Raw genomic sequence first — 26,474 nt, 5'->3', positions numbered from 1 at the left:
GCCGGGCAAGCGTCAGGGCAACTGCAAGGCGAAGGGCTTGCTGATGCTGCCATCGGCGCTGGACCAGGTCCCGGTAATGGACTGGCCCTGGCGGTGCCCTTCCCATTGACCGGACACATCCTTGCCGTTGACCGATTCCTCCATCAGCAGGTCATCGCCATCGACCTCTCCGGCCACCAGAATCTCGGGCGAACCGCCAAAGAAGAAATAGCGCCCTTCCAGGCCATCTTCGTTCTTCTTGGGCTGCAGCGAGAGCTGGATGTCGCGCCCGTCGATCTGGCCGTGCAGCACAAGGGCGTGCGTCATCAGGGTCTGCTGCAGCGAACCTTCAGGCGCATTGGCAGCGGGGCCGGATGCTGCGGCCCGCGCCGGCATGAGTCCGCTGGCACTGCACAGCACCAGCGCCATCAGGAGCGCTCGCATCACTCAGCTGCGCCCCACAGGTCGTGGGCGTCGGCGGCGGTGATGCGCACGTCGACGAACTGGCCCACTTCCAGCTTGCGGTGCGGTTCGAAAGGCGGTTTCACATAGACCACGCCGTCGATCTCGGGCGCATCCGAATAGGTACGGCCGGTACCGCCATTGCGGTCCACTTCATCGATGAGCACGCGCAGGGTCTTGCCGACCTTGGCTTGCAGGCGCTTCTTGGAAATCTCTTCCTGCAGCTGCATGACACGGCCACGGCGTTCTTCGCGCACTTCTTCCGGCACCGGGTTGGCGATGTCGTTGGCGGTCGCGCCTTCCACCGGGGAATAGGCAAAACAGCCCAGACGATCGATCTCGGCTTCCTTCAAGAAGTCCAGCAGGTACTCGAATTCGGCCTCGGTCTCGCCGGGGAAGCCGGCGATGAAGGTGGAGCGGATCGTGATGTCCGGGCACAGCGCGCGCCAGGCCTGGATGCGCTCGATGTTCTTCTCGCCATTGGCGGGGCGCTTCATGCGCTTGAGCACATCCGGGTGGGCATGCTGCAGCGGCACGTCCAGGTAGGGCAGGATCTTGCCTTCGGCCATCAGCGGGATGATCTGGTCCACGTGCGGGTACGGATACACATAGTGCAGGCGCACCCAAGCGCCGTACTGCTGGGCCAGTTCGCCCAGGGCACCGACCAGCTGGGTCATGTGGGTCTTGATCGGCTTGCCGTTCCAGAAACCGGTACGGAACTTCACATCCACACCATAGGCGCTGGTGTCCTGGGAGATCACCAGCAATTCCTTCACACCGGCCTTGAAGAGGTTCTCGGCTTCCAGCATGACATCGGCGATGGGACGCGAGACCAGGTCGCCGCGCATGGAGGGGATGATGCAGAAGCTGCAGCGATGGTTGCAGCCTTCCGAAATCTTCAGATAGGCAAAATGCTTGGGGGTCAGCTTGACGCCCTGCGGCGGCACCAGGTCGATGAAGGGCGCATGCGGCTTGGGCAGGTGCTTGTGCACGGCCTGCATGACTTCGCCCACGGCGTGGGGGCCGGTGACTTCGAGGACCTTGGGGTGGATCTTCTGGATGATGTCGTCGCCGTCGGCATCCTTCTTGGCACCCAGGCAGCCGGTGACGATGACCTTGCCGTTTTCGTTCAGGGCTTCGCCGATGGCGTCCAGCGACTCCTGCACGGCGGCATCGATGAAGCCGCAGGTATTGACGATCACCAGGTCGGCACCGTCATAGGACTTGGCGGTATCGTAGCCTTCGGCACGCAGCTGGGTCAGGATCTGTTCGGAATCGACCAGTGCCTTGGGGCAGCCGAGGGAGACGAAGCCGACCTTGGGCAGGGCCGGGGTGGCGGGAGAAGACGGGTTGGACATGGCAGAAGGCTCAGTGAGACGGGCCGCAAACGGCCGAAAATACGGGAAACAGCGAAAATTGCTTTAAAAATCAGGGCGCTATTGTACATCGTCCGCCCGCTTGCGCCCGATTTTGGCTGGTCCAGACGGGCGGCGGCGCCACAAAAGCAAAACGGCCCGCGCGGGGCCGTTTGCTGAAAGGGCCGAGAGGCCGCTTACTTCTTCTGATCCGGCGGCGTGCCGGGCGCGCCAAAGGGGAAGGTGCCGAACATGTTCTTGGTCTGGCTCTGCATCTGCTCCTGCATCTGGATGAACAGGTTCTTGCTCTGTTCGATGTAGTTGCTCATCATGCCCTGCATCATCGGACCTTGCACGTTCATGAACTGGGTCCACATCTCGGGACTGAAAGGCTTGCCTTCGTAGAAGCCCTTGGAATTTTCGGCCAGCTTGTTCTGGATGTCGATGAAGGTCTGGATGTTCTTTTCCAGGTAGTTGCCCATCATGCCCTGCATGGCATGGCCGTAGTAGCGGATGATCTGCGACAGCGCGCCACTGGAGAACATCGGCACACCGTGCGACTCTTCTTCCAGAATGATCTGCAGCAGGATGCTGCGGGTCAGGTCATCGCCGCTCTTGGCGTCGACCACGGTGAATTCTTCATTGTCCAGCACCAGTTGCTTGACGTCGGTCAGCGTGATGTAGGAACTGGTCTGGGTATCGTAAAGACGGCGGTTGGGGTATTTCTTGATCAAGCGATCTGCCGAATTTTTTGCAGTAGTCATCTGAAGTCCAGTCTCTCTCTCATTGCAGCCGTCTTGCCGGCCTTGGTTTGCAGCGGTGCGGGAGGCTTCGATGCAGTCCTCACCCGCGGGCGTCCGGGACATTGCGCTGTCCTCTCCTTGCTTCTTCACTCTTCTGCCGTCTGCCGCCTGCGTTTTGCAGGGCAGCAACGCAAGCCATTATAGGGGTGAAGAGCGGCAAAAGGGGAGCTCTGACGTGCCAGACTGACAAAATCCCAGCCTGCGGCACACGTAAAAACGGCCACGCTTGCGGCACTCCCGCGTGCGTGGCCGTCGAGGACGGCATCAGCCCATGTACAGGCCGCCGTTGAGCGAGAAGTCCGAACCGGTGGCGTAACCGCCTTCAGCCGAAGCGATCCAGGCGACGATGGAGGCGATTTCCTCCGGCTCGCCCAGGCGCTTGACGGGGATGCCGGAGACGATCTTCTCCAGCACTTCCGGGCGGATCGCGCGCACCATGTCGGTACCGATGTAGCCCGGCGAGACGGTGTTGACGGTCACGCCCTTGGTCGCCACTTCCTGCGCCAGCGCCATGGTGAAGCCGTGGATGCCGGCCTTGGCGGTGGAGTAGTTGGTCTGGCCGAACTGCCCCTTCTGGCCGTTGACCGAGGAGATGTTGATGATGCGGCCGAAACCACGCTCGCACATGCCCTCGATGACCTGCTTGGTCACGTTGAACAGCGAGTTCAGGTTGGTGTCGATGACGGCGTCCCAGTCACCCTTGCTCATCTTGCGGAACTGGCCGTCGCGGGTGATGCCGGCGTTGTTGACCAGCACGTCCACTTCGCCGATCTCGGCGCGCACCTTCTCGAAGGCGGCCTTGGTGGACTCCCAGTCCGAGACGTTGCCTTCGGATGCGTGGATGTCATAGCCGTGGGCGCGCATGGTCGCCAGCCAGGTGTCCTTGCGGGTGGAATTGGGGCCGCAGCCGGCCACTACGGTGTAGCCGTCCTTGCACAGACGGGTGCAGATGGCGGTTCCGATGCCGCCCATGCCGCCGGTCACATATGCGATACGCTTGCTCATTATGTTGCCTCCTATAGGGATGGTGATTTATTGGGGTAAGCCCTGCCCCCCCTCTTTCGCGTCTGCTGTGCGCCGCATTGGTGGAAGTCCTTCCTGCGAAGAACGCTCCTTTGTCTTGTCAGGCCCGGCAACGCCGCGGATGCGCTGCTGGCCGTCTCTCTCTGTCGGCGGGCCCGTCAGGGTCCCCGCCCTCTTTTCATCAATGCCGCCGGCTTCTCTGGACCTTCCTGGCCGGCTGGCAGATTCACGTCAGCCCACCAACTGGTCAGCCTTGGCCTTCACATAGCGGCCCGGTGCCGGTTCGATGGCCTTGTAGCGCGTCGAACCCGGCGCCTTGGGTGCGGCCACCTTGCGCCCGCCCTGCTTGGCCAGGAACGCCGCCCACTCGCCCCACCAGCTGCCGGGATGCTCGGTCGCGCCAGCCATCCAGGCATCGGCATCGCTGCCGGCCTTGGCCTTGTCGTTGACCCAGTAATTGCGCTTGTTCTTGGACGCCGGATTGATGACGCCGGCAATGTGGCCCGAGGCGCCCAGCACGAAGCGGTTGTTGCTGCGCTTGCCGGCATTGATCAGGTCCAACGAGGCGTAGGCCGATTTCCAGGGCACGATGTGGTCATCGCGCGAGGCGTAGATGAAGGCCGGCGCGCTGATCTTGCGCAGGTCGATCTTCTCGCCGCCGACCGTCAGGCGACCCGGCTCCTTGAGCGCATTTTCCAGGTACATGTGCCGCAGGTAGTAGCAGAACATCGGACCCGGCAGGTTGGTGCTGTCGGCATTCCAGTACAGCAGGTCGAAGGCACTGGGCTTCTCGCCCTTCAGGTAATTCGATTCGACGTAGTTCCACAGCAGGTCGTTGGGACGCAGGCTGGAGAAGGCGCTGGCGAAATCGCGCCCGGCCATCAGGCCGCGCTTGCCAATCATCTGCTCACGCAGGGCCAGCTGCATGTCGTCGATGTAGACATCGATGGCACCGGTATCGGAAAAATCGAGGAAGGTCGTCAGCAAGGTGAGGCTGGCGACCGGGTCTTCACCACGCGCAGCCAGCAGCGCCAGCGCGCAGGACAGGATGGTGCCGCCCACGCAGAAGCCGAGGGCATTGATCTGCGGTTGCTTGCTGATCTCCTGGACGATGTGGATGGCGCGCACCACGGCGTCGTCCACGTAGTTTTCCCAGGTGGCGGTCTCGACGGCGGCATCGGCATTGCGCCAGGAAATCAGGAACACCGTGTGACCCTGCTCTACCGTATAGCGCACCAGCGAATTCTGCGGCTGCAGGTCGAGGATGTAGAACTTGTTGATGCAGGGCGGGACGATCAGCAGCGGTACCGCGTGCACGGTCTTGGTCAACGGCGCGTATTGGATCAGCTGGAACAATTCGTTCTCGAAGATCACCGAACCGGCGCTGGCGCCGACGTCGCGCCCCACTTCGAACGCGGTCTCATCGGTCTGCGAGATATGGCCCTTCTGCAGGTCGGCCAGCAACTGGGCGATGCCTTGCGTCAGGCTCTCGCCGCGCGTTTCCAGGATCTTCTGCTGGGCCACCGGGTTGGTGGCGAGGAAGTTCGCAGGCGACATCGCATCGATCATCTGCTGCACCGCAAAACGCAGTTTGTGGCGCACCTTCTCGGTGCCCTTGACCGCATCGGCGAGCGCCAGCAGGAAGCGCGAATTCAATTGGTAGGCTGCCGCCTGGAACGCGAAGTAAGGATGTTCCTGCCAGGCCGGCGCGGAAAGACGGCGATCAGTGATGGCGGGCGTCTTCGCAGCCAGCACGGATTGCCACAGCTCGCCGAATTCGCGGGTGTAGTCCTGCTGCAGGCGGACCAGATCGGCAGGATCGAGCGTCGCGCCGTGCTCGCCGAGCTGCTTGAGCAGAACCGTTGGATCGATCTGTCCCGCACCGGGCGGCATGGCGCCGCCGGGGAAGCCCGGCATCTGCGGCATCCCCGCCATCGCGGGCATGGGCGGCAAATGCGACTTGAACTGCTCGAACTGGGATTGGAATCGGGACTGCAGCGAGGTCCAGAACTTCGGATCGGACATCTGTGCCAGCCACGCGGATACATCGGGAGAAGGTTGCTGCGGATTCTGCTTGTTCATGCTCGGATCTGCAATTTTCGCGTATCGTTACGGTTTGTCTCGACGCGCATTTCACCATGGTCATCGTCGCTATCGCATGGCTCTACGTCGTCTTCATGATGTCGATCACCGAACAGTCGGCGGTCGCTGGCGTCGCCACTTTCCTGCTGTACGGGATAATTCCCCTGACCATCGTTTTATACCTGATGGGTACGCCGCAACGCAAGCGGAATCGTCAAAAGATGAAGAAATTGACAGCTGAGCGCAAGGAAGAAATCAAAGATGACAGTTCCGTTAAACGCGAGTCTGTCATCAAGGACGAGGCGCCGCGCGATCCCGCTGCATGAGCCGGCGCACATCCAGGGTCTCTTCCAAAAACTTAGAAAACGGGATCATCGCGCACCATCATCGTGAGTCCGCAGCCCGCGCAGCGTGCCGGTTTGCGCACTGCATCATGCCGGGGGAGCGTTCAGCAAAACTCAGCAAAACGTCCACCATCCCCTCAGTGCCGCGCCACTCGTCGCAGGGCAATCTGGCGATAGCGGGGTTTCAGTACGGCAAGCATGTCGCGCAAGACGGCCGATCCGCGCCAGGGGGGCGAGACATAGGCCATCCGTAACTTCAGCCCGCCACTGTCACGTAACTCACAATCAAGCATGGCGATCATGCTGCCATCGAGCCAGGCATAGACATGGACCTCGTTGGCCTGGCGTTGCTTGGGGCCTTCGATCTGCCAGCCGCAGGGATGGAGGGGGCCGAGGCTCATCGCGCTGCTCCCGTCAGATCGACCAGATGCCAGGCCAGGTGCACTCCCAGCAGCAGCAAGCCGATGAAGAAGCAGCGACGGAAGGTAGCGGGACGCACCCAGGTCCGCACGCGGGTACCGATGGCCATGCCCAACAAGGCTGGCACCAGCACGATCAGCGAGGCCCAGCCTACGCCTGCACTGAAGGCTCCACCCTGCCCGAGGTTGACGGCCAGGGCCAGCGTGGAGACCGTAAAGGACAAGCCCAGCGCCTGAATCAACTGGTCACGCGGCAAACCCAGCGCCTGCAAATAGGGCACGACCGGAATCACGAACACGCCGGTGGCCGCCGTGACCAAGCCGGTGGCCAGACCGATCACGGGCGACCACCAGCGTTCCCGCTGCGGCAGCACCGTGGGCGTCCACGCCGCCAGACCGGCCAGCGCGTAAAGCATCAGTGCTACGCCCAGCACCACGATGGCATGCCGCCCACCATCGCCGCGCATGAAGCCGGCACCGGCCAGCGTGCCGGTCACTACGCCGGCGAGCAGCGTCCACAGGCGTTTTGCCAGCATCAGGAACGCGCCCCCGGTGGCCAGCTGCCAGCCATTGGTGACCATCGACGGCAGGATCAGCAAGGCCGCCGCTTGTACCGGCGGCATCACCAGGCTCAGCAATCCGACCGCCACCGTCGGCAAGCCCAGACCGATCACGCCCTTGACGAAACCGGCCAGCAGGAATACCGCCAGGCTCATGGCAAGCATGGTGGCATTCATGTCGACAAGGGAAAGCAGGCTGGGCATGACAGGAAAATGGCCGGGAATGGCAGGCAGCGGAAGATCAGGGATTCCAGTCTGCCAGTCCTCGCCCGCGCTGGAAATGTGGAATACACTTAGCCAGCCTTCGGCCTGGCCGAAGGCACAATATCTCGCGACCACTCCTTTCCGGACCCCGTACGCCGATGAGCCATCGCTTCGAACTCTCCGACCTGCGTCTTTTCCTGCACATCGTGGAAAGCGGCAGCATCACTGGCGGGGCCGAACGCGCCCACATGGCGCTGGCCTCGGCCAGCGCGCGCATCCGCAACATGGAAGATGCTCTGGGCACCGCCTTGCTGGAGCGCGGCCGGCGCGGCGTCCAGACCACCGATGCCGGCCGCGCGCTGGCCCACCACGCGCGCATGATGGCGCAGCAGATGGAACAGCTGCGCGATGAACTGGGCCAGTATGCGCAAGGCCTGAAGGGCCATATCCGCCTGCTGTGCAATACCTCGGCCATGACCGAGTTCCTGCCGGAGGTGTTGGCGCGCTTCCTGGCACGACATCCGCACACGGATATCGAACTGGAAGAAAAACTGAGCTATGAAGTGGTGCAGGCCGTGGTGGATGGGGTAGCCGATGTCGGCATCATCGCCGACTCCACCGATAGCGGGCCGCTGCAGACCTATCCCTTCCGCCAGGATCATCTGGTGGCGGTGCTATCGAAGAAGCATGCGCTGGCGCGCCGCAAGTCACTGGCCTTCAGCGAATTGCTGGGAGAGGATTTCGTCGGGCTGTCGGGCGACAGCGCCCTGCAGCAGCATCTCTCCGGCCATGCCACGCGTGCCGGGCGGCGTCTGCAATACCGCGTGCGGCTGCGCAGCTTCGACGGCATCTGCCGCATGGTGGAGCATCAGGTCGGCGTGGCCGTGATTCCGGCGACGGCGGCCCAGGACTGCGCGGCGCACATGGACATTCGCGCCATCCCGCTCACCGATGGCTGGAGCCGCCGCCAGCTGCTCATCTGCGTGCGCGGATTGGAGGGCTTGCCGGGACCTACGCGCGAACTGATCCATGCCTTGCAGCGCCACCCGTGAGGCATCAAGAAAAATGGCGGCTCCGCAGAGCCGCCATCGTCATTTGAGCCAGACCAGCGAGCCCATGCGCCCGGTCGTCTTGTCACGCCGATAGGAATAGAAACGCGGATCGCTCACGGTACACAGACCGCCACCGCTGACATCATGCACATCCATGCTGGCCAGCCGCTGGCGGGCCAGCTGATAGATGTCGGCCAGGTACTTGCCGGGACGGCCCGGATAAGCGCGGAAGGCATGTTGCGCTGCTGTCTGCTGCGCAATGAAGGCCTCGCGCACTTCGGCACCGACCTCGAACTGTTCCGGCCCGATGGCCGGCCCCAGCCAGGCGATGATGTCCTGCGCGCCGCGCGCGCGCATGGCGGCCACGGTGGCTTCGAGCACGCCGCCAGCCAGTCCGCGCCAACCCGCATGGGCCGCGCCGACCACCGTGCCGGCGCGGTCGCAGAACAGCACCGGCAGGCAATCGGCCGTCATCATCACGCACACCGCGCCGGGCGTGCTGCTGATGCAGGCATCTGCCGTGGGCTGATCGGGCAATGCGGCGGCGTCCAGTACGGCGACGCCATGCACCTGCGTCAGCCAGGCCGGTTCGGACGGCAACAAACGGCGCAGCAGCGCACGATTGCGCGCTACCAGCGCCGGGTCATCGTCGACATGCGTGCCCAGGTTCAGGCCGCCACCGCCCTGCCCGTCGCCATACGGCGCGGGACTGAAGCCCCCTGCACGCAGCGTGGTCAGGGCACCGATGTTGGCAGGCGCAGCCCAGTCGGGGATCAGCAATTCCATGGACGGGCTCGCTCAATAGTCGTCATCGTCTTCGTCATAGTCGCCCAGGACCGAATCGGCTTCCTCGCTCATCTCGGGGATCACCGCCAGGGCCGGATCGATGTTGGCGCTCTTGAGCAGGGCTTCGATATCCGGCGGCAAAGGCGCGGCCCACTGGCGGAACTTGCCCGAAGTCGGATGCACCAGGCCCAGGCGCCCGGCCAGCAGGGCCTGGCGCGGGAAGACCGAGGCCAGGTGCTGCTTGCCATAGAGCGCATCGCCCACCAGCGCGAAACCCAGCGACTGCAGGTGCACGCGGATCTGGTGGGTACGGCCGGTTTCCAGGCGGCAATGCACCAGGCTGACCGGCTTGCGGTCGATCTCGCCGGTGGCCAGGCGCCGGTAATGGGTTACCGCCGGCTTGGCGCGCATGCTTTGCGACACCGCCATCTTGATGCGGTCGCGCGGATGGCGTGCCATCGGCGCGTTGATGGTGCCGGACAGCTGCGGCAGCCCCCACACCAGGGCCAGATACTGGCGCTTCATGCTGCGTGCCTGCAACTGGCGCACCAGGTCGGTCTGCGCGGCCAGGGTCTTGGCCACCACCATCAGGCCGCTGGTTTCCTTGTCCAGCCGGTGCACAATGCCGGCGCGCGGCACGTTGGCCAGGCCCGGGCAATGATGCAGCAGGCCGTTCAACAGCGTGCCGCTCCAGTTGCCGGCCGCCGGATGCACCACCAGGCCAGCAGGCTTGTTGAGGATGATGATGGACTTGTCCTCGTGCAGGATGTCCAGCGCCATGGCTTCAGGGGCATAGGGCTGGTCGGCCGGCACCGATTGCGGCGCCACCTCCACCAGCTCGTCGCCCAGCATGGTCATCTTGCCCTTGGCGGGCGCGCCGTCGACGGTGACGTGGCCGTCTTCGATCCATTGCTGGATGCGGCTGCGCGAGAATTCGGGCATGAGGCCGGACAGAACCTTGTCCAGCCGCTGGCCGATGACCTCGTCATCCAGGCGGAAACTCAGGGGCTCCAGGCCGGAGACGCTTTCGCCGCCGGCTTGCTCGCCGTCATCGAAATCGTCCTCCAGCGGGAGGTCGGTCTTTACAGGCTCATCGCCATTTGTAATCGGAAGGGGTTTCTTACGTGACATCAGCTATAATCGCCGGATCGGGTTGATTGTATTTCGGGTATCGATGCAGCCGGCTCGGGTAGGCGCTCAGCGCCATGCACAACTGATAGTCCCAGACAAGCACACAAGAGTCATGCACAAAATCTTATTGAAGTTCTTCATCATCGGTTTTGCCCTCTCGCTCACCGCCTGCGGCCTCTTGCCGGAACAAAAAGACGAGACGGTCGGCTGGTCTGCCTCGAAATTATACTCGGAAGCCAAGGATGAACTGAATGCCGGCGGCTACGACAAGGCCATCAAGTATTTCGAGAAGCTGGAATCGCGCTACCCGTTCGGCACCTACGCCCAGCAGGCGCAGATGGACATCGCCTACGCCTACTACCGCCAGAACGAGCAGGCACAAGGCCTGGCTGCGGTGGACCGGTTCATCAAGCTGCACCCGAACCACCCCAATGTCGACTACATGTATTACCTGCGTGGCCTGATCAACTTCAATGATCGCACCAGCATCTTCGACACCTTCACCGACCAGGACAACACCGAGCGCGATCCCAAGGCCATGCGTGACGCCTTCGATTCGTTCAAGCTGCTGGCTGAACGTTTCCCGGACAGCAAGTACACCCCGGACGCCATTGCCCGCATGAAATACCTGGTCAATGCCATGTCCCAGTATGACGTCCACGTAGCCAACTACTACTTCCGCCGTGGTGCCTACGTGTCGGCCGCCAACCGTGCGCAGGCAGCCATCAAGCAATATCCGGACTCCCCGGCCAATGAAGAGGCGCTGTTCATCCTGATGCGCTCCTACGAAGCCCTCGGCCAGACCAAGCTGAAGGAAGATACCGAACGCATCATCCAGGCCACCTACCCCAACAGCCCCTGGTACAACGGCGGTCCCAAGCAGAAGGCCAAGCCGTGGTGGAAGGTCTGGTAATCCGGGCAGCCTCAGCGACAAGCTCCAATAAAAAACCCTCGCCATGCAGATGGCGAGGGTTTTTTATTGGCCAAGGCAGGCAGCCTGCCTGCTTTCTGCCACAGCGCGCTCAGCCTTCCAGCTTGCGGCGGAACACCCAGCTGCTCTCGCTGGAGGCTTCCGGCGCGAAGGCATAGCCTTCGACGTCGAAGGCCTTCAGCTTTTCCGGCTGGCTGATGTTCTTCTCGGCGGCATAGCGCGCCATCAGGCCGCGCGCCCGCTTGGCGTAGAAGGAAATGATCTTGTACTTGCCGCCCTTCCAGTCCTCGAACACGGGCGAGATCACCTGCGCCTTGAGCAGCTTGGGCTTGACCACCTTGAAGTATTCCTCCGAAGCCAGGTTCACCAGCACCGGCGTCTTCTGTGCCGCCAGTTCGTCATTGAGCGCTTCGGTAATCTCGTTGCCCCAGAAGGCATAGAGATCCTTGCCGCCCGGATTGGCCAGCTTGGTGCCCATCTCCAGGCGATACGGCTGCATCAGGTCCAGCGGACGCAGCATGCCGTACAGGCCCGACAGGATGCGCACGTGGTTCTGAAGGTAGTCGAGCTGCTTGGCCTTGAGCGAGCCCGCATCCAGCCCCTCGTAGACATCGCCGTTGAAGGCCAGCACCGCCTGTTTGGCGTTCTTGGTGGTGAATTTGCGCGACCAACTGGCATAGCGGTTCACGTTGAGCACCGACAACTGGTCGGAGATGCCCATGAGGCTGCCGATCTCGGCCGGCGACTTGGTCTTGAGGACCTCGATCAGTTCCGCCGAGCGCGGCACGAAGGCCGGTGTGGTGTGGAGGTCCGTGGTGGGCGGTGTGTCGTAGTCCAGCGATTTGGCGGGAGACAAAACAATCAGCATGAGGCGTTCATCCAATGATCAGGTTGGGACAAGGTGGCCGCCATGATACCCAAAGCGCGGCGCTTGCGTGCGGTAGCGTGGTTTGGAGCCGATATGAAAATTTGGACAACAAAACCCCGGCTATTGGGGCTTTGATCCCTGGCACCCGGCTCCTACACTGAAGCATTGGACGTAAATGGCAATCCGCCTCTGCCCGCCATCCATCGCCCGAGCCCCCGCCTGCATTGCCGCGCCGCATCCCATCTGATCCCACACCAAGGAAACGCCATGAACTGGTTCTACGATCTGCGCATCGCCCGCAAGCTGCTCCTGACCTTCGCCACCATCCTGCTGCTGACCGGCGTGCTGGGGGTGTTTTCCATCGTGCAACTCTCGCGCGTCAACGATGCGTCCACCGAGATTGCGACCAATTCCCTGCCCAGCGTGCGCTATCCGCTGGAAGCCAAGGTGGCACTGGCCCGCATCCGCACCGTGCAACTGCAGCACCTGCTGCCCGGCAACGAGGCCAACGTGGAAGCCAATGAAAAGATCATCGGCGACATGCTGGCCGGGCTCAACAAGGCGCTCGACAAGTACGAGCCACTGGTCAACATGCCCGACGAACGTACCTATTTCACGGCCATCAAGAGCGATCTGGCAGTCTTCACCAAACAGCATCAGGAGCTGGCCAAACTGGTCCGCGGGCAACAGACCGATGCCGCACGCGAGCTGCTGATGAAACAGATCACGCCGGTCTACCTGCGCTTGTTCGAGAACATGGACAAGGCCGTGGCCATCAATATCGACGCCAGCGAGAAGACGGACCACGATGCCCAGGTGCGCTATGAAAATTCCCGCCTGCTGATCGGTGTGCTGCTGGCCGCATGCATCGGCCTTGGCCTGCTGTTGGCAACCTGGGTGGCCCGGATCGTCTCGCGCCCCTTGCAGGAAGCCATGCACGTGGCCGAGCGGGTAGCCGAAGGCGACCTGACGGTACATATCCAGCCTGCCGGACGTGACGAAACCGGCCGCCTGATGGGCTCCCTCAAGGCCATGAACGACAGCCTGCTGCGTATCGTGACGCAGGTTCGTGAAGGAACAGACACCATCAATACCGCCTCCCGCGAAATCGCCAGCGGCAACCTCGACCTCTCCAGCCGTACCGAGCAGCAAGCCAGCTCTCTGGAGGAAACCGCCTCGGCCATGGAAGAGATCACCTCCACCGTCAAGCAGAATGCCGATAATGCCCGCCAGGCCAACCAGCTGGCGCATTCGGCTTCCGATGTGGCGACCCAGGGCGGCAGCGTGGTGTCGCAGGTAGTCGATACCATGGGGGCGATCAATGCTTCGTCGCGCAAGATCGTGGACATCATCAGCGTCATCGACGGCATTGCCTTCCAGACCAACATTCTCGCGCTGAACGCCGCCGTGGAAGCGGCCCGCGCGGGCGAACAGGGCCGCGGATTCGCGGTCGTGGCCTCCGAGGTGCGCTCGCTGGCGCAGCGCTCGGCGGCCGCCGCCAAGGAGATCAAGACCCTCATCGATGATTCCGTGGCCAAGGTCGATACCGGCAGCCGCCTGGTGGAGCAAGCCGGCAGCACCATGACCGAAGTGGTCGCCAGCGTGCGCCGCGTCACCGACGTCGTCAGCGAGATCACCGCCGCCAGTTCCGAGCAAAGCAATGGCATCGAGCAGGTCAACCTGGCCATCACCCAGATGGATGAGGTGACCCAGCAGAACGCCGCGCTGGTGGAACAGGCCGCCGCAGCGGCCGGCTCGCTGCAGGAGCAGGCGGGCAGGCTGTCGGAACTGGTGAGCGTGTTCAAGCTGGAGCGCGCCCATGCCGCCGCGCAGGCGGCCCCGGTGGCTGCGCGGTCTGCTGCACTGTCGCCCCAACCGCAGCCCCGGCCGCAACCCAAGCCGGCCGTCCGCACAGCCGCAGCGGCACCGGCACTGCCAGCCGCCCCTGCACCCAAGGCCGGCAAGGCGGCCAAGGCCCCTTCCGCGGAGGAAGGGGACTGGGAACAATTCTGAGCCGGCCGGGGGATGGAGGCCTGTTCAAGTTGGACAGCGGACTTGCCGTTAATCAACAAGACTGGCAGCATGCAAGCTGTCAGGAGCGCACTGTTGCAGTCAACCGGTGCTCTTGCAGGGGCAGTCTGTCGGCACTTTGCCGGCATTTCGCTGTCCATGGTGAACGAGCAAGACGAATTGCACAGGCTGCCCGCCTGATCCCGCCGGCCATCGGCAAGGAGGACATCATGAAACGCGACAAAGCCCTCATGGGCGAAATCCTGAAGCAACTGGCATCCTTCGGTACCCTCTACGGCGACGTGGAAAAGATCCAGAGTGCCCTGCCCGGCCAGGTGGCCCCGGAGGTGATCCTGCATCATCTGCGCCTGCTCTATGATCGCGGCCTGGCGGCGGTCGACATGCACAATTTCTGGCGCGTCACCGATCAGGGGTATGATGCGCTCGAAGCCGGTGGCGAGCTCTTCGGCAAGCAGGAAGCGCCGCTACCCGGACAACGTGGCATCGACAACTAGTTTTCAATTCAATGAGCATCCAGGCAACACCTTCTCTCTCCCCTGCACCGTCCTTTCCCTCCGGCACACCCGCTGACGTCCCCGCCGGACGTCAGCGGGTGGTGTTGGACACCAATGTCTGCCTCGACCTGTTCGTCTTCCGCGATCCGCGCTGGGCGGCGCTGCAGTCCGCGCTGGAACAAGGGACCGTGGAGGCCTACACCCGCGAGGATTGCCGCAGCGAGTGGCTGGCCGTGCTGGATTATCCGCATCTGCCGGTCACTGCCGAGACCAAACCCGCAATCTGCGCTGAATTCGACCGCCTGCTGCGGTGTCTGCCGCTGGCCCAAGTCAACACCTTCGGCCTGCCCATCTGCACCGATCGCGACGACCAGAAATTCCTCGAACTGGCGCTGCAATGCCAGGCCCACGTGCTGGTGAGCAAGGACAAGGCCGTCCTGAAGCTCGGCAAGCGCACCGTCAAGCGCGGCCTGTTTGCCATCGTACCGCCCCAGCTCTGGCGTGCCGACGCCTTCCTTGATGCGGCCACCTGAAGGTCGCCGCGAATGCGGCTAGAATAGCGGGCTTGCGATCATCACAAGAACGAGCCCGCTGCAATGAGCACCCCCAACATCGTCACCAAGCTGCCCAAGGTGGGCACTACCATCTTCACCGTCATGTCTGCATTGGCCAGCGAAAAAGGCGCGGTCAACCTGGGACAGGGCTTCCCCGATTTCCATTGCGACCCGGCCCTGGTGAATGCGGTCACCCGCGCCATGCAGGACGGCCTGAACCAGTACCCGCCCATGGCCGGCGTGCTGCCGCTGCGCGAAGCCATCGCCGACAAGGTGGAGCGGCTCTACGGCCATCGCTATGATCCGGTCTCCGAGATCACCGTCACGGCGGGTGCCACCCAGGGCATCCTGACCTCGGTGCTGTGCGCGGTGCATCCGGGTGACGAAGTGATCGTGATCGAGCCGGTCTATGACTGCTACGTGCCGGCCATCGAGCTGGCCGGTGGCGTGCCGGTGTTCGTGCAGATGGAAGTGGGCGCGGCGGGTTACAGCATCCCCTGGGACAAGGTCCGCGCAGCGGTCACGCCCAAGACCCGCATGATCATGGTCAACACCCCGCACAACCCGACCGGCAGCGTCATGCGCGCATCCGACGTGGCCGCGCTGGCCGACATCGTGCGCGGCACCGATATCCTGATCCTCTCCGACGAAGTCTATGAGCACATGGTCTTCGATGGCCAACCGCATGAATCGCTGGCGCGCCATCCGGAGCTGGCTGAGCGCAGCTTCATCAATTCCAGCTTCGGCAAGACCTATCACGTCACCGGCTGGAAGGTCGGCTATGTGGCGGCCCCCGCTGCGCTGACTGCCGAATTCCGCAAAGTGCACCAGTTCAACGTCTTTACCGTCAACACGCCGGTGCAGTATGGCTTGGCCGAGTATATGAAGAACCCGGCACCGTACCTGGATTTGCCGGCGTTTTACCAGAGGAAGCGTGACCTTTTCCGCGCGGGACTGGCCAACACCCGTTTCGAGCTGCTGCCCTCGCAAGGCACTTATTTCCAGTGCGTGAAGTACGACGCCATCTCGGACCAGTCCGAAGCCGACTTCTGCAAGTGGCTCACCAGTGAAATCGGCGTGGCCGCCATTCCGGTCTCGGCCTTCTACAACACGCCCAGGGAATCGGGCATCGTGCGCTTCTGCTTCGCCAAGAAGGATGAGACGCTGCAACTGGCGCTGGACCGGCTGGCCAAGCTGTAACACGGCTGGTGCGCAAATCGTTTATATATTTTCCGTAACGTGACTTCCCCCCTCAACACGACACGCAAAAAAAGGAACGCCATGATCGACGTCTACAGCTGGGCCACGCCCAACGGCCACAAGGTTCACATCATGCTGGAGGAGTGCGGACTGCCCTACACCGCGCATGCCATCGATATCGGTGCCGGTGACCAGTTCACGCCCGAATTCCTGAAGATCTCGCCCAACAACAAGATCCCCGCCATCGTCGATCCCGATGGTCCGGACGGTGCGCCGATCTCGCTGTTCGAGTCCGGTGCCATCCTGATCTACCTGGCTGGTAAAACCGGACGCTTCCTCGGCGAGACCGTGCGTGAGAAGTATGAAGTGCTGCAATGGGTGATGTTCCAGATGGGTGGCCTGGGGCCGATGCTGGGCCAGGCGCACCACTTCCGCCTGTATGCCCCGGAGCAGATCGAATACGCCGTGAACCGCTACAGCAACGAAGCGCGCCGCCTGTACCAAGTGATGGACAAACAGCTAGGCCAGCACGCCTACCTGGCTGGCGAGAACTACACCATCGCCGATATCGCCTGCTTCCCGTGGACCCGTTCGCACAAGAACCAGGGCATCGATCTGGCGGACTTCCCCAACGTCCAGCGCTGGTTCGATGCCATCAGCGCACGTCCGGCGGTGCAGCGCGGCGTGACCGTGCTGGCCGACAAGCGCAAGCCGCTGCACGATGACAAGGCCAAGGAATTGCTGTTCGGAAAAAGCCAGTACCAGAAACGCTGATCGGACATTGCCGCGGGCGGCTATCTGGCCCGCCTGCGGCAACCGCATCAGGGACAGGCAAAGGGCGCAAACTCGAAACGGTTGCGCCCTTTTTCCTTGGCGCGATAAAGGGCATCGTCGCTCGCGCGCAGGACCTGCTCCTGGCCGGCGCAATCGCTTTGCATGAGCGCGATGCCGATCGACAGCGTCACCTCCACTTCCCTGCCCTCATGCAGCATCGGCTGGCTGGCAAAGCTGGCCTGCAGGCGCATGGCGAATTCGGCCGCGGCGTGCAGATTGGCGCCGGCCAGGATCACCGCGAACTCCTCTCCCCCCAGCCGTCCGGCGGTGTCGGTCTTGCGCAGCTGGCTCCTGAGCACTTGCGCAAAATGCTTCAGGACCTGGTCGCCGACGGCGTGACCGAGGCTGTCGTTGATGCGCTTGAAATGATCCAGGTCGCACATCAGTACCGCGGCCGTGTCGAGCACGCCGCGCTGGAGGCGGTTGTACTCTTCCTGCAGGCGTTGCATGAAGAAACGGCGGTTGGGCAGCTGGGTAAGGTAATCGGTCAGGGCGAATTCCTGCAGTTCCAGTTCGAAGGCCTTGCTTTCGCTGATGTCGCTGATGAAGCCATGCCACAGCGTCGTGCCATCCTCCAGCCGGCGCGGCCGCGCCTGGCCGCGCAGCCAGCGCACACCGTTGCCGGGGGTGATCACGCGGAACTCCAGCATCCAGTGCGAAGCACCGGCCAGCACCGCCTGACGCGCCGCTTCATAGAGCGGCATGTCTTCAGGATGAATGACGGTATCGATGATGACGGGTGTTTCCAGCAACTGCTGGGGGGTGAGCCCGTAGGTTTCGCGCGCGCCTTCGCTGACGTAGGTAAAGTAACCCCGCTCGCCCGGGGGCACGCGGAACTGGAACACCATGCCGGGAATTTCACTGGTCAGGTAATCGAGCATGCGGCTGCTCTTGGCCAGCTTCTCGGTCAGTCGCCGCACCTCGGTGATGTCGGTGGTGGTGCCGATCATGCGCAGCGCATTGCCCTCGGCATCGCGTGCCACCACCTTGCCGCGGCTGCTGATCCATTTGTAGCTGCCATCGCGGCAGCGGATGCGGTGCTCGACCTGGTAAGTATCGGAACGTGAGGCGAAATGCTGGCGAATGGTCTCCTGCACATAAGGCAGGTCATCCGGGTGAATGCGCTGGTAGGCATCCTGCAGATGGCTGGAAAGCTCCCAGTCCTCGTAGCCGAGTATGGCTTTCCAGCCGCGCGAATAATACATCTCGCCGGTGACGGCATTGCGGTCCCAGATGCCGGTACCGCTACCCTCGATGGCCAGCGCCATGCGCTCGTCGGCCTCGCCGGGCGGATCGCTCTTGACCCGCGCATGGACCGGCACCAGGGAGCGCTCGATCGCCAGCATGGCCATCGACACGGCCGCGCCCACGGTGTCGCGGTACGCCTGCTCCAGATGGGAGGCGTCGCCCGGCGCATCGTTGGCGGCGCAGATGGTCAGGATGCCGGCGACCCCGCCGGCGAAGGAACGCAGCGGCAGCATTTCCAGCAGGGAGCGTTCATGGCGTGCCGCCAGGGCCGTCAGGGCATGCCAGAACTGCGGGGTGTCGGGATCGTCCACCGCCAGCGCCGTCAGCTCGGCCAGGAAAACCGGCGCCACGCGCGGGGCGGCACCTACTTGCAGGCGGCGGGCCTGGGGATCGAACAGGAAGATGGCCAGCGCACGTTGCGGATAGCTGCCCGAAAAACCGCTGGCGATGCGGTCCAGCAATTGCTCCAGCGGCGCACCGCGGGCAATGTAGGACAGCGTCAGGTTGTTGAAGGCGAGCGCCTTCCGGTAAAACTCGGCATCGGCGTCAACCTGTACGGGCGGGCGTTCTGACATCATGAGAAACAGGATCGGCAAGGACGCAGCGGCGACACCGGATGCGCCGCTGTATGGATGGACATTAGCACCTTATGACAATGCGTGGCAGTTTCTCCTCCAGCCCCGCATGAATAACCGTGCTGGCAGGCAAGGACGATGCCATCAGGCCACACTCTGCATGAGCTTCTGCGAGGATGCGCGCAGTCAGGTGGAGCGATTCGCCTAGTAACGGCGCACCAGGAATTCCGCCACGCAAACGGGCTTGTCGGACCCTTCACATTCCACGGTAATGCGCCAGGCCAGCTGCACGCCACCGGGGATGTCCTCGGTGGATTCCAAGCGGATGATGCCGCGCACTTTTCGGCCCACCGGCAGGGGTGCCGGGAAGCGTACGCGATTCAGGCCGTAATTGAGCAGCATGCGTACATCCGGCCCCAGGCTGATGGATTCCGACAGCAGGCGCGGCAGCAGCGCCAGTGTCAGGAATCCGTGCGCCACCGTGCCACCGTAGGGCAGCTCGCGGGCCGCGCGTTCAGGGTCGACGTGGATCCATTGATGGTCGCCGGTGGCCTCCGCAAAGCGGTCCACCTGTTCTTGGGTGACGGCAATCCATTCGCTGGTGGCCACTTCCTGGCCTGCCAGCGATTTCAGTTCTTCCAGGCTGGCGATGATGCGCATGCTGGTTTCCTTCCCTTGTCGTTATCGTGTGGCCGGCGCGCAGACGACGCGCGCTGCCTTTTTTGTCTTGTCCGTTCAGCCATCCTGCCAGACCACCCGGTTGCGGCCCTGCTGCTTGGCCAAGTAGAGACGGCGGTCGGCCATCTCGATCAGTTCGCGGATGTCCTGCTCCGGTGCCGGTACCATGGTAGCCGCACCGATGCTTACGGTCAGCCAGGCGCTGACCTTGGAGCGCTCATGCGGGACTTGGTTCGCCTCGATCAGCTGGCACAGCTTCTGGCCCAGGGCCTGCGCTCCTTCCAGCGACGTGCGCGGCAGGATCATGGCAAATTCCTCGCCGCCGAAACGGGCCGACAGGTCGGCCGGACGCTGGATGCTTTCATCGAGCGTTTGCGCGACCCGGCGCAGCACCGCATCGCCGGCGACGTGACCATAGTTGTCGTTGTACAGCTTGAAGAAATCGACGTCGATCAGCAGCAGTGACAGGTGCAGTCCGTCACGCCGGGCGCGGCGCCATTCAGCGCCCAGGTAGTCGTCGAAATAGCGGCGGTTGGCGATGCCGGTCAGGCCATCGGTATTGGTCAGGCGCTGCAGCTCGAAATTGCTCTTCTGCAGCTGCTGCTGGCTCTCGCGCAGCGCGCGGTAGGCCGCATCGCGCTGCAGCAGGTTGATGTAGGAGCGCGAGTGATAGCGCAGCCGCGCCACCAGTTCGATCACATCGGGCAACTTGACCATGTAATCGTTGGCACCGCCGGCGAAGGCATCGCGCTTGATTTCGGCATCGTCGCGCGAGGACAGCACGATGATCGGCACGTTGGCCAGCACCGCGCTGGCACGGTACTGGCGCACCAGGGTCATGCCATCCACGCCCGGCATCACCAGGTCCTGCAGGATCACCGTGGGACGGGTCTTCTCGGCCACGGCCAGGGCTTCATCGGCACGGGTGCAGAAATGGAAGTCGATGTTCTCTTCCTTGGCCAAGGCGCGGCGGATCGCCTCGCCGACCATGGCCTGGTCATCCACCAGCAACACCATGATCTTGTAGTCGTCGGCGGGCAATACGGGGCCGCCACCCGGGGTGTCGGTTGCTTGCACCGAACTCATCATGCTTTCCTTCATTTCAGTTGCGTCACGCCCCGGCCAGCAGCGCCTGCAGCCGTGCCGCCATGGCACTGACCGGCAGCACATCGACGGCGGCGTTGAGCGCTACGGCGGCCTTGGGCATGCCGTAGATGGCGCAGCTCTTCTGATCCTGCGCCAGGGTGTGATAGCCGTTGTCGCGCAGGGCCTTCAGGCCCGCTGCGCCATCGCGGCCCATGCCGGTCAGCAGCACGCCGGTGGCCTTGCCATCCCAATGGCGCACGATGCTATGGAAAAACGCGTCCACCGAGGGCCGGTAGACATCCGTGGGCGCGCCCTCGACATACGCGAGACGGCTGCCCTCCTTGAAGACGAGATGATGATTGCTGCCCGCCAGCAGGACTTCACCACGGCGCGGCAGATCGCCTTCGACCGCCAGGCGCACGCGCAGCACCGACTGCTGCTGCAGCCACTGCGCCATGCCGGGCGCGAAGGCGGCATCGATGTGCTGCACGATCACGATGCTGCCGGGGAATTCACGCGGTACCTGCTTGAGCAGGGTCGACAGCGCGGCCGGTCCGCCGGCCGACGCCCCGATGGCCACCAGCGGAGCCAGGTCGCCCTGGAGATTCGGGGCCAGCGGACGCAGCGGCAGGCGCACCGGGGCGGCCATGTCGTCCGGGCTGAGCAAGCCGAGCTGGTCGATCTTCTCGATCAACGCCGCCGCATCGCGCTTGCCGGCCGCGCCGATGAGCGCCGGGGTCTGGGTGGCATCGAGCGCGCCATAGCCCATGGCTTCATAGATCTTGGCGGCGCTGGTGTCCATGTCGGAGGTCACCACCAGGATCGGGCACGGGGTGTCCTGCATGATGCGGCGGGTGGCTTCCACGCCATCCATCTTGGGCATGAGCAGGTCCATCAGCACCACATCGGGCAACTGCCAGGCGCACATCTGCACCGCCTGTTCGCCATCGCGGGCGATCCAGATCAATTCGTGGCGGCCACTCTCGGCAATCACCCGGCGCAGCACTTCCACCATCATGGGGGTGTCGTTGACAATGCCGATCTTCACGTTGTCGCCTCTCCAATCAAATCCATGACCGCCTGCAACAGGCTTTCATCATGGAAACTGCTCTTGGTGAAATAATGATCGGCCCCGGCTGCCAGGCCACGCTGCCGATCCTCTTCACGGTCCTTGTACGACACGATCATCACCGGCAGCGCCTGCAATTGCGGCGCGCCGCGTATCAGGGTGACAAGCTCGATGCCATCCATGCGCGGCATGTCGATATCGGTGATGACCAGGTCGAAATGCTCGGCACGCACGGCATTCCAGCCATCCATGCCATCCACTGCCACCGTGACCTGATAGCCCCGGTTGGTCAGCAGCTTGCGTTCCAGTTCGCGCACGGTGAGTGAATCGTCCACCACCAGTACTTTCTTGCGCACCGCCACGGCCGCCGCACCGGCAGGATCCGCGTCGACCGTCTGCAGCCGTCCCGAGGCGGTGAGCTTTTCCACCGTGCGCAGCAAGTCGGCCACGTCCAGGATCAGCAAGGGCGCGCCATCTTCCATCAGCGCACCGGCCAGGATGTCGGGAATCTTGCCCAGGCGTGCATCCAGCGGTTGCACCACCAGCATGCGCTCGCCCAGGAAGGCATCGACCGCGATGCCGTAGCTGTGTTCCTCCTCGCCGATCACCACCACGCAGACACTGCCGTCTCGGACGCGCCACTGGCCACGTTGCAGCACCTGGTGCGCACTGACCAGGCCGACCTGACGGCCACCGTGGCTGAAGTGCTGGTAGCCTTCGAGGGTCTGCAGGGCCTCGGCCGGCAAACGCAAGGTCCGATTTACGTAGGCCAGCGGAAACGCATAAGGTTCACCGGCGATCTCCACCAGCAGGCTGCGAATCACCGACAGCGTCAGCGGCAACTGCAGCAGGAAACGACTGCCCTGCCCCGGCCGTGTGGTGATACGGATCGTGCCGCGGACCTGCTTGAGCATGTCCGCCACCACATCAAGACCGACCCCGCGTCCGGAAATCTCGGTGACGGTCTCGCGCAGGCTGAAGCTGGGCAAGAGCAGAAAGTCCAGCAATTCGGCGTCCGACAGGCGCTCGGCAATGTCCTGGGTCGCCAGGCCGCGCATCACCACCGTGCGGCGCAATGCGTCCAGATCGATGCCCGCACCATCATCGGCCACCTCGATCAACAGCATGCCCGCACTGTGCCTTGCCTCCAGCCGCACCACACCCTGCTCCGGCTTGCCGGCCGCACGGCGCGTGCTGCCGTCCTCAATGCCGTGGTCCACCGCGTTGCGCAGCAGGTGGCCGAGCGGTGCTTCCAGCTTTTCAAGAATATCGCGGTCGATCTGGGTGGCGGTGCCGCTGATGTCCAGCCGCACCGATTTGCCCAGCGCATTGCCGACGTCGCGCACCATGCGCGCAAAGCCGGCGGTGCCATCGGCAAAGGGCCGCATGCGGCAGGCCAGCGCCTCGTCATACAGTTGTTGCGAGAGATTGACCGAACGCCGGTCGAAGGCATCCAGCGCAATCAATTGTTCACCCAGCAGTTGCTGGTTGGTTTGCATCAGCGCGCGCAATTCGGCCAGCGTAGTCTGGGCGAATTCGTCGAACTGGCTGGCGGCCAGCTTCTGTTGCAGCAGGTCCAGTGCCTGCACGGCCTCGCGCTGCACGCGCTTCATGCGCAGCATGCTGGCCGAGAAGGGTTTCAGGCGGCGCGATTCCACCAGCGATTCGCCGGTCAGGCTCAGGAGCCGGTCCAGGCTGTCCGCACTGACGCGCACGGCGCGCGCGGCAGCAGTCTGGTTGACGATGGATGCGCTCGCGGCGGGCTGTGGCGGCTCCATCGCTGCGGCCGACGGTGCCGGCGCTGGTGGCTGCGGGGCCGCCTCGGCGGCGAAGGCCTCCTGCAGTGCGGCCGAGGGCGCAGGCCAGGGATCGGCATCCGCACCACTCATCACGGCCGGCAAGGCTTGCAGGAAAGCCTGTACCTCGGCGCTGCCGGCGTGGTCGACCCAGGTTTCGTCGCCGTCCGGTGGCGAGGCGATCCGTCCCAGCAGATCGGCCCCGCGCAGCAGCACATCGATATGTCTTTTCTCCAGCCGCAGCTTGCCCTGCTGCGCCAGGACGAAGCAGTCCTCCAGCACGTGGGCTACCTTGACGGCGGTTTCCAGGCCGACGATGCGGGCTGCGCCCTTGAGCGAATGGCCGGCACGCATGCAGGCTTCCAGATGCTCGGCCGCCGTCGGTTGCTGCTCCAGCGCCAGCAGGCTGGTATTGAGCTGGGCAATCTGGCTTTCCGCCTCGAAGCGGAACAGGTCCAGCATGGACATCTGGCTCAGATCGGGCGTACTCATGTCATGCTCCGGTTGAGTACGTAGAACAGCAATTCGTGGTCGAGCAGGCCGATGGGACGGCCGCGCCACTCCACCATGCCGCGCGTGTACTGGATGGCCGCCTGGGCCAGCGTGGTCGGTACCGGGGCCAGGCTTTCATCTGCATAGCGATGAACCCCGGCCACCTCTTCCACCGGGAACACCAGGATCTGCCCTTCATGCGCCGCCACCAGCAGATGCGGGGCCGGCGTGTCATCGGGCAGCTGGAACACCCGGGCCAGCGAGACGCAGATGCGCAGGCTGCCGCGAATGTTCACAACGCCCGCAATGGCGGTGTTGCGCTGGTGCGGCAAGCTGTGCAGGGGCCGGTTCCCGGCGACTTCCTGCACCACGGACGTGGCAATCGCCAGCCACTCACCGGCAATGCGCACCACCAGGGCCGACGCCAGCACGGTGCGATCTTCCTGATCTTCCTCGGCCGCACCGGCGCGCGCCCACTGCTGCGCCACCTCGCGGGATGCCTCCACCCGATCGAGCTGCTGCAAGGCGGCACGCGCGAAAGTCGGGCAGTTCAGGCAGCGGATGTGATGCGCCAGTTCGGGGCAGCTGCCGTCGCCCTTGGTGCCGATGCGGTTCCAGCAATCCTCGAGGGGCGCGTGCGGCGGGGTCAGCGTCGGCTCAGCCATGATGCGGCTCCTCGGTCGTCGTCACACGGCTGGCGCGCTGGCGCAGGCGCTCGGCTCCGGCGGTATCACCTTGCGCCTGCAGCAGGGCGGCCAGTTGCAGCAAAGCCGCCTGGTGCTGCGGTGCCAGATACAGCACCTTGCGGTAGCAACGCTGGGCCTGCCCGGCGTCACCGCCGGCATCGTGAATCAGTCCCTGCAGATAGAAAGCGTCGGCGCTCGGCCCCTGCTCTTCGATGGCTTGTTCGCACAAGACCGCGGCTTGCGTGAATTGTCCTGCATCGGCCAGCGAGCGGGCACGCTGCAGCAAGGGCTGGCTGCTAGCTGACAGCGGTGCTGGCACGGGCGCAGCGAAGGCGTTGATTCCTGAGTCAGCGGCCAACGCCGACGCGGCCGGACGCGCCCGGCGTGCCGGAACAGGCGCAGCCAACAGCGGCTGCGCTGCTGCCAATACCGTCTCGCGCCAGGCCGGTTTCTCCACCGCCACGCGCTTGCGGAAACCGAAGGCCAGTGCAATGCCGGCCGACTCCAGACGCGGACTGAGCATCAGTCCGCCTTCGGCGGGGCCGACGAAGATCACGGCATCCGGTTTCATGAGGCTTTCCAGCAGGCTCACCACCTGGCGCTGCACCTCGCGCTCGAAGTAGATCAGCACGTTGCGACAAAAGATGAAATCGTAAGGCGCAGCCTGCCGCAGCAAATCCGGTGCCAGCAGATTGCCGGGCGCAAAGCGCACCTGGCGCCGGATCGCTTCCTGCAGTTGCCAGCCCTGCTCCACCGTCATGAAATGGCGATCCCGGAAACCCAGGGCCTGTCCCCCGGAAGGAATTGCGGCCATAGACACCGGCCGCCGCGATCTCCAGCGAGCGGGTACGAATATCGTAAGCGTCGATGACGAACTGCGACGGCATGACGCCCGCCTCCAGCAGGGCCATCGCGACCGAATACGGTTCTTCGCCAGTGGAGCATGGCAGGCTCAGGATACGCACCGGCACATCGGGCTGCGAAAGCAGCCGCTCCCGCGCAAGCCGCGCCACGGCGAAAATGGCTTCACGGTCGCGGAAGAACCAGGTCTCCGGCACCACGGCCAGTTCGATCAGGGCCTGCAACTCGGCGGCCGACCCCTGCAGCCGTGCCAGATAGTGGCCATCGTCCGCGATGCCCAGCGCCGCCATGCGCTCGCGCACCACCCGTTCGATGAGGCTGCTGCCGACGGTGGCCATGTCCAGGCCCATGACGGCCTTGAGCTTGTCGGCGATCAGCGGCAGGCTCTTCATGCCGGCACCTCCGGGTAGAGCAAGGCGCGCGTAGCCGGGTCGAGCAGGTCGCCCACTTGCACCCGCTGCAGCAGTCCGCCCTGATACGGCATGACAGGCCCGAGGTAGGGCGCCCCCTCATTGCGGACGGCGGCCGGCGTGAAGTGGGCCGCATCAAGGCGCAGCGTATCGGTGGCTTGTGGCAGGATCAGGCCCAGCAGCACCGGCAGCGCCTGCGCGTGGCGGTAATGCACCAGCACCAGGCGCGTACTCACGCGCGCCGGAGCGGGATGACCGAGCGCCAGCATGGACAGGTCGATCACCGGCACGTGGCCGCTGCCATACGGCAGCAGCCCGGCTACCCATGCGGGTGCGCCGGGCAGCGATTTGCAGGGGGAAAGCGGCAATACCATTGCCACCTCGGCGGTGGGCAAGGCATAGCGCTCTTCCCCCAGGGAAAACAGCAGATGCAGGGACTGGCTCATGAGCACGCTGGGCGG

25 protein-coding genes and 1 pseudogene are annotated in these 26,474 nt (G+C 63.9%); 8 read left to right on the top strand and 18 right to left on the bottom strand.

Annotation, left to right across the window (positions count from 1 at the left end):
• Window positions 1–12 precede the first annotated feature (12 nt).
• The 5 genes from ACWHXP_RS04900 to ACWHXP_RS04880 all read right to left on the bottom strand — a co-directional run bounded on the left by ACWHXP_RS04900 (window position 13) and on the right by ACWHXP_RS04880 (window position 5,704).
• A complete protein-coding gene (locus ACWHXP_RS04900; protein ID WP_489634363.1) occupies window positions 13–423 on the bottom strand; it encodes a hypothetical protein in 411 nt (136 codons plus the stop codon).
• A complete protein-coding gene (gene rimO / locus ACWHXP_RS04895; RefSeq protein WP_121041935.1) occupies window positions 423–1,799 on the bottom strand; it encodes a 30S ribosomal protein S12 methylthiotransferase RimO in 1,377 nt (458 codons plus the stop codon). The genes ACWHXP_RS04900 and rimO overlap by 1 nt, the downstream gene beginning before the upstream one ends.
• A gap of 194 nt (window positions 1,800–1,993) precedes the next feature.
• Window positions 1,994–2,560, bottom strand: coding sequence for a polyhydroxyalkanoate synthesis repressor PhaR (gene phaR / locus ACWHXP_RS04890; protein ID WP_008329998.1), 567 nt, complete (start codon window positions 2,558–2,560; stop codon window positions 1,994–1,996).
• Between the two features lie 303 nt (window positions 2,561–2,863).
• Window positions 2,864–3,604: a 3-ketoacyl-ACP reductase gene (locus ACWHXP_RS04885; RefSeq protein WP_121041937.1), complete on the bottom strand. Its 741-nt coding sequence runs from the start codon at window positions 3,602–3,604 to the stop codon at window positions 2,864–2,866.
• A gap of 249 nt (window positions 3,605–3,853) precedes the next feature.
• Window positions 3,854–5,704, bottom strand: a complete 1,851-nt coding sequence (locus ACWHXP_RS04880) for a PHA/PHB synthase family protein (protein WP_489634364.1) — start codon at window positions 5,702–5,704, stop codon at window positions 3,854–3,856.
• Window positions 5,705–5,760: 56 nt separating this feature from the next.
• Here ACWHXP_RS04880 and ACWHXP_RS04875 point away from each other — a divergent pair, with 56 nt between their 5' ends.
• Entirely contained in the window at window positions 5,761–6,030 is a 270-nt protein-coding gene (locus ACWHXP_RS04875) for a hypothetical protein (RefSeq protein WP_034329356.1), read from the top strand.
• A 155-nt stretch (window positions 6,031–6,185) separates the two neighbouring features.
• Here the strand turns inward: ACWHXP_RS04875 and ACWHXP_RS04870 are convergent, their stop codons facing one another.
• Together ACWHXP_RS04870 and ACWHXP_RS04865 are read right to left on the bottom strand one after the other, a co-directional pair.
• Entirely contained in the window at window positions 6,186–6,449 is a 264-nt protein-coding gene (locus ACWHXP_RS04870) for a hypothetical protein (RefSeq protein ID WP_039785286.1), read from the bottom strand.
• Window positions 6,446–7,231 (bottom strand): sulfite exporter TauE/SafE family protein, encoded by a 786-nt coding sequence (locus ACWHXP_RS04865; protein ID WP_276838370.1) that lies wholly within the window; start codon window positions 7,229–7,231, stop codon window positions 6,446–6,448. Before ACWHXP_RS04865 ends, ACWHXP_RS04870 begins: the two co-directional genes overlap by 4 nt.
• Window positions 7,232–7,389: 158 nt before the next feature.
• Between ACWHXP_RS04865 and ACWHXP_RS04860 the strand changes: the two genes are divergently transcribed.
• Window positions 7,390–8,283, top strand: a complete 894-nt coding sequence (locus ACWHXP_RS04860) for a LysR substrate-binding domain-containing protein (RefSeq protein ID WP_121041943.1) — start codon at window positions 7,390–7,392, stop codon at window positions 8,281–8,283.
• Between the two features lie 39 nt (window positions 8,284–8,322).
• Here ACWHXP_RS04860 and pgeF read toward each other — a convergent pair whose 3' ends face one another.
• Window positions 8,323–9,069: a peptidoglycan editing factor PgeF gene (pgeF, locus tag ACWHXP_RS04855; RefSeq protein ID WP_489634365.1), complete on the bottom strand. Its 747-nt coding sequence runs from the start codon at window positions 9,067–9,069 to the stop codon at window positions 8,323–8,325.
• Between the two features lie 12 nt (window positions 9,070–9,081).
• Window positions 9,082–10,200, bottom strand: a complete 1,119-nt coding sequence (locus ACWHXP_RS04850; protein WP_489634366.1) for an RluA family pseudouridine synthase — start codon at window positions 10,198–10,200, stop codon at window positions 9,082–9,084.
• A gap of 112 nt (window positions 10,201–10,312) precedes the next feature.
• Here ACWHXP_RS04850 and ACWHXP_RS04845 point away from each other — a divergent pair, with 112 nt between their 5' ends.
• Window positions 10,313–11,113, top strand: coding sequence for an outer membrane protein assembly factor BamD (locus tag ACWHXP_RS04845; RefSeq protein WP_039785278.1), 801 nt, complete (start codon window positions 10,313–10,315; stop codon window positions 11,111–11,113).
• Window positions 11,114–11,222: 109 nt separating this feature from the next.
• On the opposite strand, the gene yaaA is transcribed toward ACWHXP_RS04845, so the two are convergent.
• Window positions 11,223–11,999 (bottom strand): peroxide stress protein YaaA, encoded by a 777-nt coding sequence (gene yaaA, locus ACWHXP_RS04840; RefSeq protein ID WP_121041951.1) that lies wholly within the window; start codon window positions 11,997–11,999, stop codon window positions 11,223–11,225.
• Between the two features lie 267 nt (window positions 12,000–12,266).
• On the opposite strand from yaaA, the gene ACWHXP_RS04835 reads away from it, so the two are divergent.
• The 5 genes from ACWHXP_RS04835 (at window position 12,267) to ACWHXP_RS04815 (ending at window position 17,052) form a co-directional block, all read left to right on the top strand.
• The gene (locus ACWHXP_RS04835) at window positions 12,267–14,012 is read left to right on the top strand and encodes a methyl-accepting chemotaxis protein (RefSeq protein WP_489634367.1); all 1,746 of its coding nucleotides are present in this window, start codon (window positions 12,267–12,269) and stop codon (window positions 14,010–14,012) included.
• A gap of 227 nt (window positions 14,013–14,239) precedes the next feature.
• Complete coding sequence (locus ACWHXP_RS04830) at window positions 14,240–14,524, top strand: hypothetical protein (RefSeq protein WP_034331521.1); 285 nt, start codon at window positions 14,240–14,242, stop codon at window positions 14,522–14,524.
• A gap of 11 nt (window positions 14,525–14,535) precedes the next feature.
• On the top strand, window positions 14,536–15,057 hold the full coding sequence (locus ACWHXP_RS04825) for a putative toxin-antitoxin system toxin component, PIN family (protein WP_252695168.1): 522 nt from the start codon (window positions 14,536–14,538) through the stop codon (window positions 15,055–15,057).
• Window positions 15,058–15,120: 63 nt separating this feature from the next.
• A complete protein-coding gene (locus tag ACWHXP_RS04820) occupies window positions 15,121–16,278 on the top strand; it encodes a pyridoxal phosphate-dependent aminotransferase (protein WP_489623185.1) in 1,158 nt (385 codons plus the stop codon).
• An 81-nt stretch (window positions 16,279–16,359) separates the two neighbouring features.
• Window positions 16,360–17,052: a glutathione binding-like protein gene (locus tag ACWHXP_RS04815; RefSeq protein ID WP_121041962.1), complete on the top strand. Its 693-nt coding sequence runs from the start codon at window positions 16,360–16,362 to the stop codon at window positions 17,050–17,052.
• 47 nt (window positions 17,053–17,099) lie between these two features.
• Here ACWHXP_RS04815 and ACWHXP_RS04810 read toward each other — a convergent pair whose 3' ends face one another.
• The 8 genes and pseudogenes from ACWHXP_RS04810 to ACWHXP_RS04775 all read right to left on the bottom strand — a co-directional run bounded on the left by ACWHXP_RS04810 (window position 17,100) and on the right by ACWHXP_RS04775 (window position 26,459).
• Window positions 17,100–18,938, bottom strand: coding sequence for a sensor domain-containing diguanylate cyclase (locus tag ACWHXP_RS04810; protein WP_489623186.1), 1,839 nt, complete (start codon window positions 18,936–18,938; stop codon window positions 17,100–17,102).
• Window positions 18,939–19,139: 201 nt separating this feature from the next.
• Window positions 19,140–19,595: a MaoC family dehydratase gene (locus ACWHXP_RS04805; RefSeq protein ID WP_034331529.1), complete on the bottom strand. Its 456-nt coding sequence runs from the start codon at window positions 19,593–19,595 to the stop codon at window positions 19,140–19,142.
• 75 nt (window positions 19,596–19,670) lie between these two features.
• A complete protein-coding gene (locus tag ACWHXP_RS04800) occupies window positions 19,671–20,699 on the bottom strand; it encodes a GGDEF domain-containing response regulator (RefSeq protein ID WP_134224122.1) in 1,029 nt (342 codons plus the stop codon).
• Between the two features lie 25 nt (window positions 20,700–20,724).
• Window positions 20,725–21,747 (bottom strand): chemotaxis response regulator protein-glutamate methylesterase, encoded by a 1,023-nt coding sequence (locus ACWHXP_RS04795; RefSeq protein ID WP_489634368.1) that lies wholly within the window; start codon window positions 21,745–21,747, stop codon window positions 20,725–20,727.
• Window positions 21,744–24,056, bottom strand: coding sequence for a hybrid sensor histidine kinase/response regulator (locus ACWHXP_RS04790; RefSeq protein WP_489634369.1), 2,313 nt, complete (start codon window positions 24,054–24,056; stop codon window positions 21,744–21,746). The genes ACWHXP_RS04795 and ACWHXP_RS04790 overlap by 4 nt, the downstream gene beginning before the upstream one ends.
• Window positions 24,053–24,721 (bottom strand): chemotaxis protein CheW, encoded by a 669-nt coding sequence (locus tag ACWHXP_RS04785; RefSeq protein ID WP_489634370.1) that lies wholly within the window; start codon window positions 24,719–24,721, stop codon window positions 24,053–24,055. The genes ACWHXP_RS04790 and ACWHXP_RS04785 overlap by 4 nt, the downstream gene beginning before the upstream one ends.
• A pseudogene (locus ACWHXP_RS04780) lies at window positions 24,714–25,995 on the bottom strand (CheR family methyltransferase). Before ACWHXP_RS04780 ends, ACWHXP_RS04785 begins: the two are co-directional and overlap by 8 nt.
• Window positions 25,992–26,459, bottom strand: a complete 468-nt coding sequence (locus ACWHXP_RS04775; protein ID WP_489634372.1) for a chemotaxis protein CheW — start codon at window positions 26,457–26,459, stop codon at window positions 25,992–25,994. Before ACWHXP_RS04775 ends, ACWHXP_RS04780 begins: the two are co-directional and overlap by 4 nt.
• Between the last annotated feature and the right edge of the window lie 15 nt (window positions 26,460–26,474).

It is taken from the genome of Herbaspirillum sp. Her2 (assembly GCF_057961375.1).
Note: the sequence above shows the minus strand (reverse complement) of the source record. Positions and strands in the feature narration are given on the sequence as shown.

What these genes read in the sequence shown, in the direction of transcription:
- yaaA (WP_121041951.1), bottom strand. Translation starts at nt 11,999, where the DNA reads ATGCTGATTGTTTTGTCTCCCGCCAAATCGCTGGACTACGACACACCG.
- ACWHXP_RS04810 (WP_489623186.1), bottom strand. Translation starts at nt 18,938, where the DNA reads ATGATGTCAGAACGCCCGCCCGTACAGGTTGACGCCGATGCCGAGTTT.
- pgeF (WP_489634365.1), bottom strand. Translation starts at nt 9,069, where the DNA reads ATGGAATTGCTGATCCCCGACTGGGCTGCGCCTGCCAACATCGGTGCC.
- ACWHXP_RS04815 (WP_121041962.1), top strand. Translation starts at nt 16,360, where the DNA reads ATGATCGACGTCTACAGCTGGGCCACGCCCAACGGCCACAAGGTTCAC.
- ACWHXP_RS04845 (WP_039785278.1), top strand. Translation starts at nt 10,313, where the DNA reads ATGCACAAAATCTTATTGAAGTTCTTCATCATCGGTTTTGCCCTCTCG.
- ACWHXP_RS04870 (WP_039785286.1), bottom strand. Translation starts at nt 6,449, where the DNA reads ATGAGCCTCGGCCCCCTCCATCCCTGCGGCTGGCAGATCGAAGGCCCC.
- ACWHXP_RS04900 (WP_489634363.1), bottom strand. Translation starts at nt 423, where the DNA reads ATGCGAGCGCTCCTGATGGCGCTGGTGCTGTGCAGTGCCAGCGGACTC.
- ACWHXP_RS04790 (WP_489634369.1), bottom strand. Translation starts at nt 24,056, where the DNA reads ATGAGTACGCCCGATCTGAGCCAGATGTCCATGCTGGACCTGTTCCGC.
- rimO (WP_121041935.1), bottom strand. Translation starts at nt 1,799, where the DNA reads ATGTCCAACCCGTCTTCTCCCGCCACCCCGGCCCTGCCCAAGGTCGGC.
- ACWHXP_RS04865 (WP_276838370.1), bottom strand. Translation starts at nt 7,231, where the DNA reads ATGCCCAGCCTGCTTTCCCTTGTCGACATGAATGCCACCATGCTTGCC.
- ACWHXP_RS04880 (WP_489634364.1), bottom strand. Translation starts at nt 5,704, where the DNA reads ATGAACAAGCAGAATCCGCAGCAACCTTCTCCCGATGTATCCGCGTGG.
- ACWHXP_RS04800 (WP_134224122.1), bottom strand. Translation starts at nt 20,699, where the DNA reads ATGAGTTCGGTGCAAGCAACCGACACCCCGGGTGGCGGCCCCGTATTG.
- ACWHXP_RS04860 (WP_121041943.1), top strand. Translation starts at nt 7,390, where the DNA reads ATGAGCCATCGCTTCGAACTCTCCGACCTGCGTCTTTTCCTGCACATC.
- phaR (WP_008329998.1), bottom strand. Translation starts at nt 2,560, where the DNA reads ATGACTACTGCAAAAAATTCGGCAGATCGCTTGATCAAGAAATACCCC.
- ACWHXP_RS04785 (WP_489634370.1), bottom strand. Translation starts at nt 24,721, where the DNA reads ATGGCTGAGCCGACGCTGACCCCGCCGCACGCGCCCCTCGAGGATTGC.
- ACWHXP_RS04835 (WP_489634367.1), top strand. Translation starts at nt 12,267, where the DNA reads ATGAACTGGTTCTACGATCTGCGCATCGCCCGCAAGCTGCTCCTGACC.
- ACWHXP_RS04885 (WP_121041937.1), bottom strand. Translation starts at nt 3,604, where the DNA reads ATGAGCAAGCGTATCGCATATGTGACCGGCGGCATGGGCGGCATCGGA.
- ACWHXP_RS04875 (WP_034329356.1), top strand. Translation starts at nt 5,761, where the DNA reads ATGGTCATCGTCGCTATCGCATGGCTCTACGTCGTCTTCATGATGTCG.
- ACWHXP_RS04830 (WP_034331521.1), top strand. Translation starts at nt 14,240, where the DNA reads ATGAAACGCGACAAAGCCCTCATGGGCGAAATCCTGAAGCAACTGGCA.
- ACWHXP_RS04850 (WP_489634366.1), bottom strand. Translation starts at nt 10,200, where the DNA reads ATGTCACGTAAGAAACCCCTTCCGATTACAAATGGCGATGAGCCTGTA.
- ACWHXP_RS04775 (WP_489634372.1), bottom strand. Translation starts at nt 26,459, where the DNA reads ATGAGCCAGTCCCTGCATCTGCTGTTTTCCCTGGGGGAAGAGCGCTAT.
- ACWHXP_RS04825 (WP_252695168.1), top strand. Translation starts at nt 14,536, where the DNA reads ATGAGCATCCAGGCAACACCTTCTCTCTCCCCTGCACCGTCCTTTCCC.
- ACWHXP_RS04820 (WP_489623185.1), top strand. Translation starts at nt 15,121, where the DNA reads ATGAGCACCCCCAACATCGTCACCAAGCTGCCCAAGGTGGGCACTACC.
- ACWHXP_RS04805 (WP_034331529.1), bottom strand. Translation starts at nt 19,595, where the DNA reads ATGCGCATCATCGCCAGCCTGGAAGAACTGAAATCGCTGGCAGGCCAG.